The sequence below is a fragment of the Achromobacter pestifer genome (assembly GCF_902859625.1).
In the GTDB taxonomy this organism is placed as follows: Bacteria; Pseudomonadota; Gammaproteobacteria; order Burkholderiales; family Burkholderiaceae_B; genus Achromobacter; species Achromobacter pestifer.
The window spans coordinates 212201-229045 of the sequence record NZ_CADIJX010000001.1; the positions used below are offsets into that span (position 1 = coordinate 212201).

Sequence of the window (16845 nt, forward strand, 5' to 3'; positions counted from 1 at the left end):
TAGTGGCGAAAAGCCTTGAACGGTAGTACTTTCTCGCGATGATTACGGCACGACCCACTTCTTTATCGCAAGATAAGCGGCTCACGAAAGGTGAACGCACACGGTTACAGCTTTTGGAGGTCGCCGCAGCGGAGTTCGCCGAACGCGGATTCCAGCACACCCGGATTAGCGACATCGTCGCCCGGGCCGGCGTGACCCAACCTGTCTTTTATCAATACTTCTCAAGCAAGCAGGCGGCCTACGACGAACTGGTCGGCATGTTTGCGCAGCGCTTGCGGCAGGCCATCAGTCAGGCGCGCTTGCCTTCTGGCCTGGACAGCGCGAAGGCGTTGGCGGAGCGCGTACGCCGTGGCGTCCGGGGCCTGTTGGCCATCCTACAAGAAGATCCCAATCTGACGCGCATCGGTTTTTTCCAGGTCGCCGCAGCCGAAGCGCTGAAGGATGAGCTGGTGGCGATGATGTCTGACAACGTTAGCGCCGCGCAGCAGGCGGGCTTGTTCCGGGCGGAGATGTCGGCGGATTGGTTCGCCCAGTCGCTGATGGGCATCATTGAACGCTTTACACGCCAGACGCCGGATGCCGAGCAACAGCAGGCGCTGGCGGAATTCATTACCGAGCTGTTATTGGATGGGATACGGGACCGCGACCGGGACCGGCAACCGCCACGCAAAGCCTCCTAGCCGGAGGCTTTTTTTTGGGCGGCCGCCGTGAACGGGGATGGCCGCGTTATTCGACCCGGGCCCCGGACGCCGCGACCAGCTTGCCGGCGGCCTCCCAATCCGCCTTCAGCAGATCCTGGAACTGTTCCGGGGTCTTGACGTCGGTTTCGACGCCCAGCGATGCCAGGCGCGCTTGCACCTTGGGGTCGGCCAGCACCTTGTTCACCGCCGCATTGATCTTGCCGCGTTCGGCCGCCGGCAGTCCGGCGGGCGCCAGCAAGCCCAGCCAGGAGTCGAACGCATAGCCTGGCAGGCCGCTTTCGGCGGCAGTGGGCAGGTCGGGCGCGAAACGCGAGCGTGTTTTTCCCGTGTAGGCCAGGAAGGTCACGCGCGGATCGTTGCGGTATGCCGTCACGCCAATGGTGGCGGCGGTGACGGCCTGGACCCGGCCGGCCAGCAGTTCGGTAACGGCCTCGCCTGTGGACTTCATGGGGATGTGCTGCATTTGCGCGCCGGCGGCCGTCAGGAACGAGGCCATGCCCAAGTGGGATGCGCTGCCGTTGCCGGCTGACGCATAGTCATAGGCGCCGGGCTTGGTTTTGACGGCCTGGATGAACTCGCTGGTGTTCTTCACGTTCAGGCCGGCAGAGGCCAGGATGATGTAGCCCGTGTTGCCCAGGTAGGCCACGCCGGTGAAGTCTTTGTAGGGGTCGTAACTGAGGTTCTTGTACAGGTAGCCGGCAATGTGGTGGCTGGCGGCCGCCAGCACCAAGGTGTTGCCGTCCGGCGCGGCGCGGGCGACTTGCGCCGTGCCCACGGTGCCGCCCGCGCCGGCGCGGTTTTCCACCACGATGGCGGCGTTCAGCGCCTGGCCCAGCTCATCGCCGATGGCGCGGGCGATGGTGTCCTGGACGGCGCCCGTCCCGTAGGGGACGACGATGCGGATGACGCGCTGCTCGGCGTGGGCGGTGGCGCCCAGACCGGCAATGGCCAGCGTCAGGGCAAGCAGGGTGGTGCGGCGTACAGCTTGGTATGGAAAAGACATGAAGGCGGCTCGTATTGGGGCGCACGCTCACGGAGTGTGGGCGTGACGGGACGGCGTTGGACTCTAATGATTCACGCCGCGCCCGCCAACGATTTATTCCCTGCTTGCATATAGCTGGAGGGGATATGGGCCGGAAATGGTCTCAGCCGTCACGCCCAGGTTTCATGCAGATGCGCCCATTGCGGCGGGCTATCGGCAGCGGCGGTGAACAGCACGGTGGCGCGGCGTTGGGTCGCGCCGTGGGTCCACGCATGCCGCTCGCGGTAGCTCAGCAGCGCCGAGGCGGAGTCGGCATGGTGCAAGGTCATCTCGTCGATATCGATCTTCAAGCCCGGTCGCGCACCGCGCAGGCTGCCGAACAGCGCGGGCAGCGTATTTCGGGGCAGGCGTTGGCCGTCGGTGGTGATCATGGTGAAGTCCGGGGCAAACCCGGACAGCAACGCCGCCAGCACGGTGTCGGGCGCGTCGGGTTGGCCGATCCATTGTTCGATCAGGGCGTGAGCGTCCAGGGTCAGGCGCAGGCAGGTGGAAGGCAGGTCCGTCATGGCGGTGTTGTTGGCGATAGGGAGCGCCATTCTAGGGATACGGCTGTGCTGAAAAAACACCCTGCGGATGGATATACTGTTCGTGAATTTTTGACAATGGATTGGCCATCATGATTAACCTGAATCGTCTGGCGATGTTCGTGGCGGTGGTGGAGGCCGGTTCGTTCACGGCGGCGGCGGACACCCTGGGCACCACCAAAGCCGTGGTCAGCTTCAATCTCAAGCAGTTGGAGCAAGAGCTGGGAGTCGCGTTGTTGACGCGCAGCACCCGGCGGCTGGCGCTGACGGAAGCGGGCGAAGGCTTCTACGCGGAATGCGCGCGTCTGTTGCGCGAGGCGGATGCCGCCGTGGACGTGGCGCGTTCCGGGCAGGCCACCTTGTCGGGCAGCCTGCGCGTGACGGCGACGGTGGACTACGGAAACCGGATCGTGGCGCCGGCCTTGGCTGCGTTCGCGCGCCTGCATCCGGCGTTGCGGGTCAGCTATCAAGCCAGTTCGGCGCATGCGGATCTGATCGGCGACCGGTTGGATCTGGCCATTCGCGTGGGCGCGCTGGCGGATTCCAGCTATCGCGCCACGGCGATCGGCCAGTTCAAGCTGCTGTTGGTGGCCAGCCCGGCATTGCTGGACGAGCAAGGCGCACCCCGCACGCCGCAGGCCTTGGCCGCCATGCCGTGGCTGGCGAACCGGCCGGGGCGTAGCGATCATTGGCGCTTGAACGACAGCAAGGGACGCGAGCACGCGCTGCGCGTGGCGCCGGTGGCGCACGCCGACACGGCATCGGCGCTGCTGTCGTTTGCCGAAGCCGGTTGTGGGGTGGCCGCGCTGCCCGATTGGCTGTTGGAAGAGCCCCTGGCGCGGGGGACGCTGCTGCGGGTATTGCCGTCGTACTCGCTACCGTCGCAGCAGGTGTATGCCGTCTACCCCGATACCCGCCATGTCAGCGCGAAAGTGCGGCGCTTCATCGACTTGCTGCGGGCTTAGCGCGTGACCGCCGGTGTGCCGCCGGCTCCCAAGTCCCAATACAGCCCCGTCATCAAGCCCAGCGCCTGGCGCAGCAATTCCGGCGGCAAATGTTCATTGGGCGCGTGCTGCGAGCAACCCGGATACGAGTGCGGGACCCAGATCGTGCGCAGGCCCAGCACGTCGGTGAAGATGTCGTTGGGTAGCGAACCGCCCAGATTGGGCAGCAGCGCGGTCTTTTCGCCTGACGTGCGCGCCAGCGAATCCACCGCCCATTGCACCCAGGCATCGTCGGGATCGATGCGGGTCGCGCGGAACATGGACTCGCGGGTCAGCGCGATCTTCACCATCGGAAAGCCCTGGCTATCCAGGTGTCGGCGCAGCGCCGGGATCAGGTCGTCCGGGTTCACACCGACCACGAACCGCAATTGGCAGCGGGCCCAGGCACGGGGCGGGATGGCGTTGACGGGGGTGTCGGGGTTGCCTGTCTTGTAGGCCAGCACTTCGAACGAGCACCAACCGAAGACCCGTTCGGCCGGTGACAGGCCGGGTTCGCCCCAGTCCGGTTCAATCTCAGGCCCGTCCGAGCCACCGTCGACTTGGCAGTCCGCCAACGCACGGCGCACGGCGGCCGGCAATTCGGCCGGCACCCATTCGGGGATGCGGATCTGGCCGGTGGGTGAGACGATGGTGGCAATGGCATGCGCCAGTTGGATGCCGGGATTGGAGATCAGGCCGCCCCAGTTGCCGGAATGATGGCCGCCCGCACGCGCCTCGATGCTCAGGTCGAAGTTCAGGCTGCCGCGCGCACCCAGGAAAATGGTGGGGCGCTTGGCAGCCAGGCGCGGGCCGTCGGAGGCTATCAGCAAGTCGGCCGTCAGCATCTCCCGATGTTCGGCGCACAGTTCGCGCAGGCCCATCGAGCCCGTCTCTTCGCCCATTTCGATCAGGTACTTGGCGTTGAAGCCAAGCTTGCCGCGCGTCTCCAGCACCAACCGCAGCGCTTCCATGTTGATGGTGTGCTGGCCCTTGTTGTCGGCGATGCCGCGGCCGTACCAACGGCCTTCGGCCTCGGTCAATGCCCAGGGCGACAAGCCAGCCTTCCATTCCGGCTCCAGTCCACGGATGACGTCGCCATGGCCGTAGCCCAGCACGGTCGGCAAGGCCGGATCTTCGATGCGTTCGGCATACAGGAAGGGCGCCAATGCCTTCGGGTGTGTCAGCGTGCGGCACGTGAAGCCCAGGGCCTCGAACGCGGGGCGGATCTCGGATTCCAGGTAGTCGGCCAAGACCGCGGCCCGCTCTGGGTTCTGGCTTTCCGTGGGCAGCGCCAGCCGGCGTGCCAGTAGCGCACGGAAGGCGCCCGAATCAAAACACTGTTCCGCTTGAGAGATGGCTTGCTCACGGGTCATGATGGTCGGGCTCCGTTGGGATGAAGGGTCGCGGTCGGGTACAGGTGGCAGGCCACCACGGATTCGTTGCGCAGGGTCAGCGCCGGTCGGTCGGTCTTGCATTGCGCCATCGCGTATTGGCAACGCGGATGGAAGGGGCAGCCGGGCGGCGGATGCAGCGGGTCGGGAAACGACAGCCCCAGCCCCATGTCGGGAATGCCCAGGCCCGGTTCGGGCGTCAGCACGGACGCCAGCAGCGCCTGGGTGTAGGGATGATGCGGGTCATGGAACAGTTGCGCGGTGGGAGACGATTCCACGACGCGGCCCAGATACATCACCGCAACGTGGGTGGCGATGTGCTCCACCACCGCCAGGTTGTGGCTGATGAAGACGTAAGTCAGGTTGAATTCACGCCGCAGGTCCATCAGCAGATTCATGATCTGCGCCTGCACCGAGACGTCCAGCGCGGACGTGGGTTCGTCGCAAATCACGATTTCGGGGTGCATGACCAAGGCCCGGGCGATGGCGACGCGCTGCCGCTGGCCGCCGGACAACTGCCCGGGCGTGTTGTGCGCCAGCCGGGCAGGCAGGCCAACGCGCTCCAGCATCTCTATCGCCTTGTGCAGCTTGGGGTTGGGGATGCCGTGCACCTCCAGCGGCAGCGACACGATTGATGCGATGGAGCGGCGTGGGTTCAGGGACGAGTAGGGGTCCTGGAAGATCGGCTGCACCCGGCGGGCGAGCGCGCGCCGGTCCATCTGCCGGATGTCCTGACCATCCAGTTTGATGCTGCCTTCGGTGGGGGGCGTCAGGCCGAGCAGCATGCGGGCCAGGGTGGACTTGCCGCAGCCGGATTCGCCCACGATGCCCAGCACCGCGCCGCGTTCGACCGCCAGGTCAACGCCATTGACCGCATGCAGCGTGCTGCGCGGCCGGAACATGCCGGAGCGGATCGAGAACTGCCGGCTGACCGATTCGGTTTGCAGGAGCGCGCTCATGCCGGGACTCCTTCCTCTTGGCGGATGCAGCGCCATTGCTGCTCGGGCGGATGGCCGTATACGGGAATGGCGTCGCGGCATTGTGGCTGCACGTAGCGGCAGCGGTCGGCGAAGGCGCAGCCGCGCAGATCACCCACCAGCGAGGGCACGACGCCAGGAATGGTGCCCAGGGATTCACCCGGCGGTGTGCGGCCGGGCACGGGGATACAGCCCAGCAGCCCCTGCGTGTAGGGATGGCGCGGCGTGGCGAAGATGCTCTCGACAGGACCTTCCTCGACGATCTGGCCGGCATACATCACGGCGACTTGCCGCGCAATGCGCGCCACCACGCCCAGGTCATGGGTGATCAGCACCATGGCAATGCCCAGTTCGGCTTGAAGGTCGGCCAGCAAGCGCAGGATCTGCGCCTGGATGGTGACGTCCAGCGCGGTGCTGGGTTCGTCGGCGATGAGCAGTTCGGGGCCACACATCAGCGCCATTGCGATCATCACGCGCTGGCGCAAGCCGCCCGACAACTGATGCGGGTATTGCGACAGCCGATGGCCGGCCGAGGCAATGCCGACCTTCTCCAGCAGTTCGATGGCACGGTCCCGCGCCTGCTGCTTGGTGGCGTGACGGTGATGGATGTAGTGCTCGGTCAGCTGTTCGCCGATGGGGTAGGCGGGATTCAGCGCCGTCATCGGCTCTTGGAAGATCATCGCCATCTTGTTGCCGCGCAGGGCGTTGATGCGCCGGCCGCGAGCCGTGGCCAGGTCTTCGCCCAGCACCGCCAGCCGGCGCGTGCTGCGGCGTGCGGCCTTGGGCAGCAGCCCCATGATGGCCAGCGAGGTCATCGATTTTCCGCATCCCGATTCGCCTACCAGGCATAGCGTTTCGCCGCGCCGCACCTGGAAGGACACATCGCGCACCGCATGCAGCGGGCCGCGCGGCGTGGCGATATCCACGGTCAGTCCTTGTACGTCCAGGACAATATCCGTACCGGTCATGGTCAGGCCCTCTCTTCAGGCGTCAAGAGTTGATGCAGTCCGTCGCCTGCCAGGTTGATCGCGAAGATCAGCAGCGCAAGCGCCGAACCGGGAATGGCGATCAGCCAGAACGAGAAGAACATGTAGGCCTTGGCCTCGGAAATCATCAGGCCCCAGGACGGCAACGGGGGCTGCACGCCCAGGCCCAGGAAGGACAGTGAGGCTTCCAGCAGGATGGCGCTGGCGGCTTCCAGGGTGGCGATGACGATCAGTTGCGGCACCACGTTGGGCAGCACTTCTCCCCAGACGATGCGCCAGGTGGATGCACCCGCCGCTTGCGCGGCGGCCACGTATTCCAGCGACCGCACTTGCTGCGTGGCGCTGCGCATCACCACGGCGTAGCGGTCCCACTTGAGCAGGCCCAGCACCAGGATGACCACCCACAGCGATCCGCCGACGATGGCCACGGTGGCCAGCGCCACCAGGATGACGGGCATCGACAGCCGGGTCGTGATCAGGAACGACACCGTCATGTCGACCTTGCCGCCGAAGTAGCCGGCGGCCATGCCCATGGCGGTGCCGATCAGCCCCGAGATCAGCGCGACGCTGATGCCGATCAACAACGAGATGCGCGCGCCGTAGAACAGGCGCGACAAGTAGTCGCGGCCCAGCTGGTCGGTGCCCAGGGGATGCAGCCACGTGCCTTTTTCATACCAGACGGGCGGCGCGGTGCGGTAGGCCAGGTCTTGGAAGTAGGGGTCGTGGGGCGAGATCCAGGGCGCCAGCAGCGCGATCAGCACGATCAGCAGCAGAATGCCGCCGCCGGCCAGCAGCGCCTTGTTGCGGCGCAGGCGGCGCCAGCGCAGGGTCGAGGCGGATAGTTCCAGCGGGGCCGGCGCCGGGGCGCCCGGCGCGGCAGGAGTCAGGATAGGCGTGTTCATGTCAGGACACCCGGATGCGCGGATCCAGCCACGCGTTGGCGATATCGGCGGCAAGCGTCAGCAGCACGTACAGCACGGACAGCAGCAGCACGATCAGCTGCATGACGGGGTAGTCCTTGTACGTGATGCTCTGGTAGGCCAGGTAGCCCAGCCCGTCCAGCGCGTAGATGGTTTCGATGACGACGGAGCCGCCCAGCAGGTAGCCCAGTTGCACGGCCGCCAGGGCCACCACCGGCACGATGGCGTTGCGCAATGCATGCTTGAAGATGATCTTGCGTGCGGGCAGGCCCTTGGCGCGCGCGGTGCGGATGTAGTCCGCGCCCAGCACTTCGATCATGCCGGCGCGGATCAGCCGCATGAAGGCGGGCGCCACGTAATAGCCCAGTGCGATGGCAGGCATCACGAAGTGCTGCCAGGTGCCGCTGCCCGACACGGGCAGGATGCGCAGCGAGATCGAAAACAGCATGATCAGGATCAACGCGAAGAAGAAGTTGGGCAACGCCTGGCCCAGCACCGCGATCGCCAGGCAAACGCGGTCGATCAAACTGCCCTTGTACAAGGCGGCCAGCACGCCCAGCGGAACGGAGATCAGCAGCGCGAAGCCCAGCGCGCCCATGCCCAGCAGCAGCGTGGTCTTGAGCTTGGACAGGATCAACGGGCCCGCTTCGGTCTTGAAGTACACCGAGGTGCCGAAATCGCCTTGCAGGATGTGCCAGAGCCAGTCGGCGTACTGCACCACCAGCGGCCGGTCCAGCCCGTAGGTCTTGCGGATCATGTCGATGTCCGCTTGGCGCGCGCCTTCACCCGCCAGGGCAAGGGCCGGATCGCCAGACAAATGCAGCAGCAGGAACGCCAGGATGGAAACGGTCAGCGCCACCAGCGCCGCCAGGCCCAGGCGCCTGATCGTGAAATAAAGCATAGGACTTCCTCGTTCGTTTCGCGGCGCCGGGCAGGCGCGATGCCAGCCCGGCGCGACCCTGGCGACTTACTTCCAGCTCATGTCCCAGAAGCGCACCAGCTCGTCCGAGTAGGGCTTGAAGTTCACGTCCTTGGTGGTGACGTAATAGGCGGGCAGTGTCCACAGCGGCACGGCGTAGGCCTTTTGCGCGATCAGGTCCAGCGCTTGCTTGTAGGCCGCGTTGCGCGGGGCGCTGTCGATCGTGTGGTCGCCCTTGTTGAGCAAGTCCCGGACTTGGGCGTCGCGCGTCACGTCGTCGTTGCCGAAGGCGAAGTACACGGGCGTGGATGCCGAGACGTCGTTGACCAGGTTGGAGCCCCAGGTCTGGTGGGTCAACGATGCTTTGTTGGCACGGATCATGTCGCGCATGGCGGCGTATTGCAGGTAGTTCAGCTTGGCGCGGATGCCCACTGCCTGTAGGTAATTGATGATGGCTTCGGTCTGGTTGCGTTCGCGGTAGGCCACGATGTCGATGTCGAAGCCGTTGGCGTAGCCGGCCTCGGCCAGCAGTTTCTTGGACAGTGCGGGGTCGTACTTGTAGGTCGGGGCGCCGTCCTGGGTGCAACCCGCCTGCGACGGGGTGCAGATGGTGTTGATGAGCCCGCCTCCTTCGCCCACGATGTTCTTCAGCATGGCGTCGCGGTCGATTGCGTGGATGATCGCCTTGCGGACACGTTCGTCCTTCAGCTGGGGCGCGGGAGTGCCCTCCTGGATGTTCATCTGCATGAACACGATGCGCATCGTGTTGCCAGTGACCATTTGCAGGTTCGGCATCTGGCCCAGTTGTTCGGCCTGGTCCTTGGGCACGCTCATGATCAGGTCTTCGCCGCCGGAGATCACCTCGGCCATCTGCGTCTGGCGGTCAGGGATGAAGCGGATGATGACCTTGCCGATCTTGGGCTGCGCCTTGGGCGAATCCTTGAAGTAATCGGTATTGCGTTCCAGCGTGATGGATTTGCCGGGCTGGTAGTCGGTGACTTTGTAGGGGCCTGATCCCACGGGCTTGGCATTCATGCCCTTGGGGCCGACTTCCTGGTAGTACTTGGCCGGGTGGATGGCGGCGGTGGTGGACAGGTATTCCTTGGCGCCAGGGAAGGGCTCCTTCGTGGTCAGGCGCACCTTGTACTTGTCGATTTTTTCTACCTTGTCGATCCAGGCCACGTTCTGCTGCGTGACGGCCTTGTTCTTCGGATCGGCCACGTAGTTCAGCGTGTACACCACGGAGTCGGCGTCGAATTCCTCGCCGTTGTGGAATTTGACGCCTTCGCGCAGTTCAAATTCCATCGTCTTGTCGTCGACCTGCTTCCAGCTTTTGGCCAGTTGCCCCTTGTATTCGTTCGTGACGGGATCGCGGTACAGCAGCGTGTCCCAGACGTTGGCGGCAATGATGACGCCAATGCGCACGTTGTTGAAATATGGGTCCACGCTTTCCGGCGCCTGGTCATACGCCATGCGCAAGGTGTCGTCCTTCTTGCCGGCCAGCGCGGGCTGAGAGGCAAGCGTGGCGCAGGCCAGCAGGGCGGCGGCAAGCGCGCGCAGGGGAGTGGTGCAGCGGGAGGGCAAGGCGGGTGAGACGGGTGTGAAGCGACAATCAGCCATGGTGAAGGCTCCTCTGGAAGGCACTACAAGTACTGCGTATCCATCATCTCGCTCCGGGCCGCGCCACCCTTGTTCTTATCGTTATCGTCCGTGCGCTGGGAATGGCTTCAACCAGAGCCGGACGATTGCGCGGTCGCGGGGTCCAGCCCTGCGTTCAGACTCTTCAGCGCGGCCTCGCACTTGCGTTGCAGGTGCTGCCGCATGATGCTCGCCAGCCGGTCTGCGTCGCGCGCGTCCAGGGCCTCGGCCATCTCGATGTGCTCGCGCATGGCCAGATCCCATTTCTGGCGGTTTTCGTTCGACACGAAACGCAGGTTCTGGATGCGCGCGTTCTGGGCGTCATACAGCTGCTTGAGCAGGCTGTTGTGCGAGGCCAGGCTGATGCGTTCGTGGATTTCACGATTGGTGCGGAAATACGTGGGCAGGTCGTGGCGCGCGTGGCTGGCCATCATTTCGTAAGTCAGCGCGCGGATCTCGGCAATCTCCACGTTCGACGCCCGTTCGCACGCCAGTCGGCAAGACATGGCTTCCAGCCCGCCGATCACCTCGAAGGCTTCGCGGATGTTGGCTTCCGACAGGGCCACCACCTGCGCGCCGCGATTCGGTTCGATCTGCACCAACCCTTCGGCGGCCAGCACGCGGAACGCTTCGCGCATCGGGGTGCGCGACACGCCCAGCAGGTCGCACAACGCACGTTCGTTCAGGCGGGAGCCGGGGGGGAATTCACCCTGGATGATGCGTTCACGCAATTGGCCGGCAACCGCGCCGGGCAGCGTGCGGCCGTTGCCAGCGGCGCGGGGCGCCGCGTTGGGCGTCGCGTCGAGAGGGGCCGCGCCGGCAGGTGCCGACCCGGCCAGATCCGGCATCAGGCTAGGATTGCTGCTCATTGGTATACCAATATTTCCCCGTATTTTTCTAGACTATAAACCCGCTTCCAGACCTTCAATCATGGGTGTATACCCTAGGTTATCGACGTAAAAACAATGGGATAGAGTGGCGCATGCCGCAGGTCCACATGCGCGGCATACAACGTTTTATTCGTGATGCTTCTTTCGTTGGTATACAAAAGATTCCACTCTGGGGCTACGCATGCTTACCCTGAATTCTCATCCGTCCGGCCGGCATTTCCTGCAAATTCCTGGGCCGACGAATGTGCCTGACCGCGTGCTGCGCGCCATCGATCAGCCCACCATCGACCATCGGGGGCCGGAGTTCGGCGCGTTGGGTCTGGCGGTGCTGGCGGGCGTGAAACAGGTTTTTCAGACGCAGGCTCCCGTGATCATTTTCCCGTCCTCGGGCACGGGGGCGTGGGAGGCCGCGCTGGTCAACACGCTGTCGCCGGGCGACCGCGTGCTGATGGTGGAAACGGGCCACTTCGCCAGCCTGTGGAAGAAGCTTGCCGGGCGTCTGGGGCTGGACGTGGATTACGTGGAAGGCGACTGGCGGCATCCGGTGGATGCCGCGGTGATCGGCGCGCGTCTGGCCGAAGACACGCAGCACCGCATCAAGGCCGTGTGCGTGGTGCACAACGAGACGTCGACGGGTGTCACCAGCGATATCGCCGCCGTGCGCGCCGCGATCGACGGCGCGCGGCATCCCGCGCTGCTGATGGTGGATACGATTTCGTCGCTGGGATCCATCGATTACCGCCACGACGAGTGGGGCGTGGATGTGACGGTGGCGGGCTCGCAAAAGGGCTTGATGCTGCCTCCGGGCCTGGCCTTCAACGCCGTCAGCGACCGCGCGCTGGCCGCCGCCGACACCGCGCGTCTGCCGCGTTCGTATTGGGATTGGCGCGAGATGCTGACCGCCAACGCCAAGGGTTATTTTCCATACACGCCCTCCACCAACTTGCTGTACGGCCTGCACGAGGCGTTGGCCATGCTTCAGGCCGAGGGTCTGCCGCGCGTGTTTGCGCGCCATGAACGGCATGCGCGCGCCACGCGCCTGGCCGTGGCGGGATGGGGACTGGAACTGCTTAGCCTGGATCCTGCCGCGCACAGCCCGGCGCTGACCGCGGTGTTGATGCCCGAAGGCAGCAGCGCGGACACGTTGCGCAAGGTCATCCTGGACCGCTTCGACATGTCGTTGGGGCAGGGCTTGGGCAAGCTGACCGACCGCGTTTTCCGCATTGGCCATCTGGGCCACTTCAATGATCTGACTCTGTGCGGCACCCTGGCGGGCGTCGAGATGGGGCTGGCCGTGGCCGGCGTGCCGCATCGCAAGGGCGGCGTGCAAGCCGCGATGGAATTCCTGGCCTCCACGCCCGAAGGCGCCGTGGCCTGAAACACCCCAATAACGAGGGAAGCAATGAATACGCTCATGCAGCAGGCGATCCAATTCGCCAATGAACACGAATCCACCTGGGACCGCAGCGTCAAGGGCAATTTCGGCGTGCACCTGAATGACCCGCCGCCTTGGAACCGCCTGCTGGGGCCGATCCACGACCGTGGTCCGGTATCGGGCGTGGTCGTGGTGGACGGCAAGACCGTGGCGTCCTGGGGCGAACCCGAGCGCGCCGACCTGACCTTCAGCGTCGCCAAGCTGTACCTGGCGATTCTGGCGGGCGTGGCGCATGATCGCGGCCTGCTGCCCGATGTGGACGAACCCGTGGGCAAGCGGGTGCCGGGGATTGGATTCGACGAAGGCCAGAATGCCGACATTACCTGGCGGCATCTGTTGCAGCAGACCAGCGAATGGGAAGGCGAACGCTTTGGTGTGTCGGACCAGGCGGATCGCTACCGCGCCGTGACGTTCGGTGTGCCGCCCGATGGCAAGAAGGGCGATGCCCGTCCCTTGCAGCCGCCCGGCACGTACTGGGAATACAACGACGTGCGCATCAACCAGTTGTCGTATGCGTTGCTGCACCTGTTTCGCAAGCCGCTGCCGGAAGTCTTCCGCGAAGCCGTCACGCGCCCCATCGGCGCCAGTGAAGACTGGCAATGGGTGGGCTACGACACCGCCTGGGTCGAGATCGACGGCCAGCGGATGCCCTCGGTTCCAGGCGGTTCGCACTGGGGCGGCGGCATGTCGATCAGCGCGCGCGATCAGGCGCTGATCGGCCAGATGCTGCTGAACGATGGGCAAGCCAATGGCCGTCAGATCTTGTCGCGCGAATGGATCCAGGCGATGCGCACGCCGTGCGCGATTGCACCGTACTACGGCTACCTGATCTGGCTGAACCACGAAGGCCGCGTATTTCCCAGCGTGCCAGCCTCCAGCTTCTTCGGCGTGGGCGCGGGCAGCTCGTTCACCTGGGTGGAGCCCGAGCGCAAGATGGTGGTGATCGTGCGCTGGCTGAATTCGGCCCATGCCGATGCGCTGTTCGGGAAGATACTGGCGGCGGTGGATGCGTAGTTAGGGATGTTGGGCTGCACTCGTCGTGTGGCCGTCGCTTGATGGGTTGCGTTCGTCTTGTCGCCGCCGCTTGATGGGTTGCGCGCGTTGGGCATCCGCGTTTTTGTCGAAGTATTCTCGCGCTACACCCATCCTACATACGACGCGCCGCACCGTCCCAACACACGACAATCCACACCGGACGTAGGATGGGTGTAGCGCGAGACCATCCTGACAAGGACGCAACCGTCGAACGCGCGCAACCCATCAAACGGTGCTCCGTTCCAAAGCGCCATCACCAGATGGGTTACGCGCGTTTGGCATCGGTGTTTTTGTCGGAGTATTCTCGCGCTACACCCATCCTACCTGGCCCCTTGAGGGTGCCAGCTGGACTTTCACGCTGCAAAGGGAATGATTCATGAACTATCGCCGACTGGGAACCAGCAATCTTCGCGTTTCGCCGCTATGTCTGGGCACCATGATGTTCGGAGAACAGACGCCCGATGACGAGGCGGCGCGCATTGTCGCGTCGGCGCGGGATCATGGCTTGAATTTTATCGACACGGCCGATGTCTACAACGAAGGCCGTTCGGAAGAGGTGGTGGGCAAGCTGCTGCAAGGCCAACGCCATGACTGGGTGCTGGCCAGCAAGATCGGCAACCCGGTCGGCAAGGGGCCGAACCAGGCGCACTATTCCCGCCAATGGCTGATGCGCGGCGTTGAGCAAAGCCTGTCGCGCCTGGGTACGGATTTCATGGATATCCTCTACCTGCATCGTGACTATCACGAAGAAAACCTGGAAGAGGCCTTATGGGCGCTGGGCGACCTGATCCGCTCGGGCAAGCTGCGCAGCTTCGGCTTGTCGAACTTCCGGGGATGGCGCATTGCCGAGGTCATGCGCCTGTGCGAAAAAATGGGCGTGCCGCAACCCGTGGTGTGCCAGCCGTACTACAACATGCTGAATCGCGGGCCGGAAGTCGAAATCCTGCCGGCCTGCAAGCACTACGGCCTGGGCGTCGTGCCGTACAGCCCGATTGCGCGCGGTGTGCTGACGGGCAAGTACCTGCCCGGCCAGGCGCCTGCCGCCGATACTCGCGCAGGACGCGGTGACCGCCGGATCCTGGCGACCGAGTTCCGTGGGGAATCCTTGCAGATCGCGCAGCAGCTGGTGCAGCACAGCGCGGCCCGTGGTGTGCAGGCTGGCCATTTCGCCACCGCCTGGGTGTTGGCGAACCCGGTCATCACGAGCGTCATCGCGGGTCCGCGCACCTTGGCGCAGATGGACGACTACTACGCGGCGCTGGATGTGAAGATCACCGCCGAGGACGAAGCCGTGGTGGACGGCTGGGTGACGCCGGGCCATGCGTCCACGCATGGCTACAACGATCCCAACTATCCCTTCTTCGGGCGTCCCGTCGCGGCCGCCTGAATGGCCGCCCGCGCCCGGGTTCTAGGCGCGGGCCGGCTCCGCGGCGATGCCGTGCAGCATCACTTGTTCAACCACGGACGCGATGCCCAGCCGGGCGACGCGCCCGCGCCGTTCTGCGTCCACCATACAGGTGAGCACGGAGATGAATAGTTCGGTCAGCGCCGCCGCCGTGATGTCCACCCGGAAGGCGCCTTCGCGCTGGCCGCGCAGAAAGAAAGCATCCATCGATTCCTGATAGCCCGACCAGCTGTTCATGATGTCGGGTTGCTGCTCATTGTCCGGCTTCCAGTGGTAGATCAGGAAGGCCGTCAATTCCTTGTGCGCCAGGTTCTGTTCGATCAGGTTGCGCAGCGCTTCCCGAGGGGCGGCGGTATCCAGGTGCGAGTCCGCCAGCGCCTGCTTCATGACCAGGGCGCAATGGCTCATCAAACGCAGGACCAACTGGTCCCGGGTCTGGCAGAACCGGTACAGCGTGGCCTTGCTGACGCCCACGGCCTTTGCCAATTCCTGCAAGGTGGCTCGCGGGTGGTCCACCATGGCCAATGCCAGAGCCACCAACAATTTCTCGTGCCCCGCCTCGTCAGACGACATCCTTTGCCTCTTTTTCGTATTGGACTTTGATCAGGCGCCATTGAATCATGACAGATTCAACTTGCGCAAATTTTCGCCAAACTGGCAAGTAAAAACTTGTGAAGTTCCATATTTTCTACTTTACAGAATCATATGAATCATTATTGATTCAAATTAATCCGTAAGGTAGCATCAGCGTCTTGTTGAATTCAAGACGCCGTGGGCGGGGATTGCAAATGTTGATGAGTCAAACAAGGCGGCTATGGCCTGCCACGGCGTTGTTGGTGGCTGTTTTTGTGGCGGGGTGCGGCGGGGATCAGGATGCGCAGTCCCAAGCGTCCGAGCCGCGCCCGGTTCAAGTGCTGGCGGTGAAACCTGAGCGCTACGCCCTGACCAGTGCGTTGCCGGGCCGGGTGGAACCCATGCGGGTCGCCGAAGTGCGCGCCCGCGTCGCGGGTATCGTGCTCAGCCGAAATTTCGAGGAAGGCGCGGATGTGAAGGCGGGCGATGTGCTGTTCCGCATTGATCCGGCCCCGTTCAAGGCGGCCTTGTCGCGCGCCCAGGGCGAATTGGCGAAGGCGGATGCCGCGGTGTCCGACGCCCAGGCGATTCTGAAGCGCTACACGCCGCTGGTGAAGATCGAAGCCGTCAGCCAGCAAGATTTCGACACCGCCGCCACCACGCTCAAGAGCGCCCAGGCGGCGCGCCGCTCGGCGCAGGCCGACGTGGAAACGGCGCAGTTGAATCTGGATTACGCCACGGTCAAGGCGCCCATTTCCGGCCGCATCGGCCGCGCCCAAGTCACCGAGGGCGCGCTGGTGGGCCAGAACGAGGCCACCGTCATGGCCAAGATCCAGCAACTGGACCCGATCTACGTGGACTTCACCCAACCCGTGGCGGACATGCTGCGCATGCGCGCTGCGCTGCAAGACGGCAGCTTGGGGCAGGGCGAGGGCGCAAGCATCTCGATCACCATCGATGGCACGGACCAAAAGCGCAACGGCCGCTTGCTGTTCTCGGATATCGCGGTGGATAGAACCACCGGCCAGGTGTCGGTGCGCGGTGAATTCTCCAACCCCGATGTGCTGCTGCTGCCCGGCATGTATGTGCGCGTGCAGACGCGGCAAGGCGTGGACCCCGAAGCCATCCTGGTGCCGCAGCGCGCCGTGACGCGCAGCACCGACGGCAAGCCGCAGGTGATGCTGGTGGGCCAGGACGATGTGGTGGAGTCCCGCGCCGTGCAGACCGGCACGATGCGCGGCGGTGATTGGCACATCGTCGAGGGGCTGAGCGCCGGTGACCGCGTCATCGTGGGCGGTGTGAACGCCGCCGTGCCGGGCCAGAAGGTCAGCGTGGCGCCCGCGGCGCAGGCCAAGGTCGCCGCCGCCGGCGAGGCTCCTGCCCCTGCCGCGAACTAAGCAGCCGCCCACGCATCGCGTGTATTCCC

The 16845-nt window shown here is 64.7% G+C and carries 16 protein-coding genes; 6 read left to right on the forward strand and 10 right to left on the reverse strand.

What is annotated here, in order from left to right; all coding sequences use genetic code 11:
* Positions 1-38: 38 nt before the first annotated feature.
* Entirely contained in the window at positions 39-680 is a 642-nt protein-coding gene (locus HV753_RS00965; protein ID WP_175172554.1) for a TetR/AcrR family transcriptional regulator, read from the forward strand.
* Positions 681-726: 46 nt separating this feature from the next.
* On the opposite strand, the gene HV753_RS00970 is transcribed toward HV753_RS00965, so the two are convergent.
* Together HV753_RS00970 and HV753_RS00975 are read right to left on the reverse strand one after the other, a co-directional pair.
* On the reverse strand, positions 727-1704 hold the full coding sequence (locus HV753_RS00970) for a Bug family tripartite tricarboxylate transporter substrate binding protein (RefSeq protein ID WP_175172555.1): 978 nt from the start codon (positions 1702-1704) through the stop codon (positions 727-729).
* 149 nt (positions 1705-1853) lie between these two features.
* The gene (locus HV753_RS00975; RefSeq protein WP_246288106.1) at positions 1854-2279 is read right to left on the reverse strand and encodes a hypothetical protein; all 426 of its coding nucleotides are present in this window, start codon (positions 2277-2279) and stop codon (positions 1854-1856) included.
* An 80-nt stretch (positions 2280-2359) separates the two neighbouring features.
* On the opposite strand from HV753_RS00975, the gene HV753_RS00980 reads away from it, so the two are divergent.
* Entirely contained in the window at positions 2360-3232 is an 873-nt protein-coding gene (locus HV753_RS00980; protein ID WP_175172556.1) for a LysR family transcriptional regulator, read from the forward strand.
* Here HV753_RS00980 and HV753_RS00985 read toward each other — a convergent pair.
* From HV753_RS00985 to HV753_RS01015, 7 genes are all read right to left on the reverse strand, one after another.
* Entirely contained in the window at positions 3229-4623 is a 1395-nt protein-coding gene (locus HV753_RS00985) for a M20 family metallopeptidase (RefSeq protein ID WP_175172557.1), read from the reverse strand. The genes HV753_RS00980 and HV753_RS00985 overlap by 4 nt on opposite strands.
* Complete coding sequence (locus tag HV753_RS00990) at positions 4620-5600, reverse strand: ABC transporter ATP-binding protein (RefSeq protein WP_175172558.1); 981 nt, start codon at positions 5598-5600, stop codon at positions 4620-4622. Before HV753_RS00990 ends, HV753_RS00985 begins: the two co-directional genes overlap by 4 nt.
* A complete protein-coding gene (locus tag HV753_RS00995; protein ID WP_175172559.1) occupies positions 5597-6586 on the reverse strand; it encodes an ABC transporter ATP-binding protein in 990 nt (329 codons plus the stop codon). Before HV753_RS00995 ends, HV753_RS00990 begins: the two co-directional genes overlap by 4 nt.
* 2 nt (positions 6587-6588) lie before the next feature.
* Positions 6589-7506 carry an ABC transporter permease gene (locus HV753_RS01000; RefSeq protein ID WP_175172560.1) on the reverse strand — a complete coding sequence of 306 codons (918 nt, stop codon included), beginning with the start codon at positions 7504-7506 and terminating at the stop codon, positions 6589-6591.
* A 1-nt stretch (position 7507) separates the two neighbouring features.
* Positions 7508-8425 carry an ABC transporter permease gene (locus HV753_RS01005; RefSeq protein ID WP_175172561.1) on the reverse strand — a complete coding sequence of 306 codons (918 nt, stop codon included), beginning with the start codon at positions 8423-8425 and terminating at the stop codon, positions 7508-7510.
* A gap of 66 nt (positions 8426-8491) precedes the next feature.
* Positions 8492-10063, reverse strand: a complete 1572-nt coding sequence (locus HV753_RS01010) for an ABC transporter substrate-binding protein (protein ID WP_175172562.1) — start codon at positions 10061-10063, stop codon at positions 8492-8494.
* Between the two features lie 107 nt (positions 10064-10170).
* Entirely contained in the window at positions 10171-10950 is a 780-nt protein-coding gene (locus HV753_RS01015; RefSeq protein WP_175172563.1) for a GntR family transcriptional regulator, read from the reverse strand.
* 202 nt (positions 10951-11152) lie between these two features.
* On the opposite strand from HV753_RS01015, the gene HV753_RS01020 reads away from it, so the two are divergent.
* From HV753_RS01020 to HV753_RS01030, 3 genes are all read left to right on the forward strand, one after another.
* Positions 11153-12349, forward strand: coding sequence for a pyridoxal-phosphate-dependent aminotransferase family protein (locus HV753_RS01020; protein ID WP_175172564.1), 1197 nt, complete (start codon positions 11153-11155; stop codon positions 12347-12349).
* Positions 12350-12373: 24 nt separating this feature from the next.
* Positions 12374-13420, forward strand: a complete 1047-nt coding sequence (locus HV753_RS01025; protein WP_175172565.1) for a serine hydrolase domain-containing protein — start codon at positions 12374-12376, stop codon at positions 13418-13420.
* Between the two features lie 397 nt (positions 13421-13817).
* A complete protein-coding gene (locus tag HV753_RS01030; RefSeq protein WP_175172566.1) occupies positions 13818-14828 on the forward strand; it encodes an aldo/keto reductase in 1011 nt (336 codons plus the stop codon).
* A 21-nt stretch (positions 14829-14849) separates the two neighbouring features.
* On the opposite strand, the gene HV753_RS01035 is transcribed toward HV753_RS01030, so the two are convergent.
* The gene (locus tag HV753_RS01035; protein ID WP_175172567.1) at positions 14850-15419 is read right to left on the reverse strand and encodes a TetR/AcrR family transcriptional regulator; all 570 of its coding nucleotides are present in this window, start codon (positions 15417-15419) and stop codon (positions 14850-14852) included.
* A gap of 215 nt (positions 15420-15634) precedes the next feature.
* Between HV753_RS01035 and HV753_RS01040 the strand changes: the two genes are divergently transcribed.
* Complete coding sequence (locus tag HV753_RS01040; protein WP_425485864.1) at positions 15635-16816, forward strand: efflux RND transporter periplasmic adaptor subunit; 1182 nt, start codon at positions 15635-15637, stop codon at positions 16814-16816.
* The last annotated feature ends 29 nt before the right edge of the window (positions 16817-16845 follow it).

What these genes read in the sequence shown, in the direction of transcription:
- HV753_RS00965 (WP_175172554.1), top strand. Translation starts at nt 39, where the DNA reads ATGATTACGGCACGACCCACTTCTTTATCGCAAGATAAGCGGCTCACG.
- HV753_RS00970 (WP_175172555.1), bottom strand. Translation starts at nt 1,704, where the DNA reads ATGTCTTTTCCATACCAAGCTGTACGCCGCACCACCCTGCTTGCCCTG.
- HV753_RS00975 (WP_246288106.1), bottom strand. Translation starts at nt 2,279, where the DNA reads ATGGCGCTCCCTATCGCCAACAACACCGCCATGACGGACCTGCCTTCC.
- HV753_RS00980 (WP_175172556.1), top strand. Translation starts at nt 2,360, where the DNA reads ATGATTAACCTGAATCGTCTGGCGATGTTCGTGGCGGTGGTGGAGGCC.
- HV753_RS00985 (WP_175172557.1), bottom strand. Translation starts at nt 4,623, where the DNA reads ATGACCCGTGAGCAAGCCATCTCTCAAGCGGAACAGTGTTTTGATTCG.
- HV753_RS00990 (WP_175172558.1), bottom strand. Translation starts at nt 5,600, where the DNA reads ATGAGCGCGCTCCTGCAAACCGAATCGGTCAGCCGGCAGTTCTCGATC.
- HV753_RS00995 (WP_175172559.1), bottom strand. Translation starts at nt 6,586, where the DNA reads ATGACCGGTACGGATATTGTCCTGGACGTACAAGGACTGACCGTGGAT.
- HV753_RS01000 (WP_175172560.1), bottom strand. Translation starts at nt 7,506, where the DNA reads ATGAACACGCCTATCCTGACTCCTGCCGCGCCGGGCGCCCCGGCGCCG.
- HV753_RS01005 (WP_175172561.1), bottom strand. Translation starts at nt 8,425, where the DNA reads ATGCTTTATTTCACGATCAGGCGCCTGGGCCTGGCGGCGCTGGTGGCG.
- HV753_RS01010 (WP_175172562.1), bottom strand. Translation starts at nt 10,063, where the DNA reads ATGGCTGATTGTCGCTTCACACCCGTCTCACCCGCCTTGCCCTCCCGC.
- HV753_RS01015 (WP_175172563.1), bottom strand. Translation starts at nt 10,950, where the DNA reads ATGAGCAGCAATCCTAGCCTGATGCCGGATCTGGCCGGGTCGGCACCT.
- HV753_RS01020 (WP_175172564.1), top strand. Translation starts at nt 11,153, where the DNA reads ATGCTTACCCTGAATTCTCATCCGTCCGGCCGGCATTTCCTGCAAATT.
- HV753_RS01025 (WP_175172565.1), top strand. Translation starts at nt 12,374, where the DNA reads ATGAATACGCTCATGCAGCAGGCGATCCAATTCGCCAATGAACACGAA.
- HV753_RS01030 (WP_175172566.1), top strand. Translation starts at nt 13,818, where the DNA reads ATGAACTATCGCCGACTGGGAACCAGCAATCTTCGCGTTTCGCCGCTA.
- HV753_RS01035 (WP_175172567.1), bottom strand. Translation starts at nt 15,419, where the DNA reads ATGTCGTCTGACGAGGCGGGGCACGAGAAATTGTTGGTGGCTCTGGCA.
- HV753_RS01040 (WP_425485864.1), top strand. Translation starts at nt 15,635, where the DNA reads ATGTTGATGAGTCAAACAAGGCGGCTATGGCCTGCCACGGCGTTGTTG.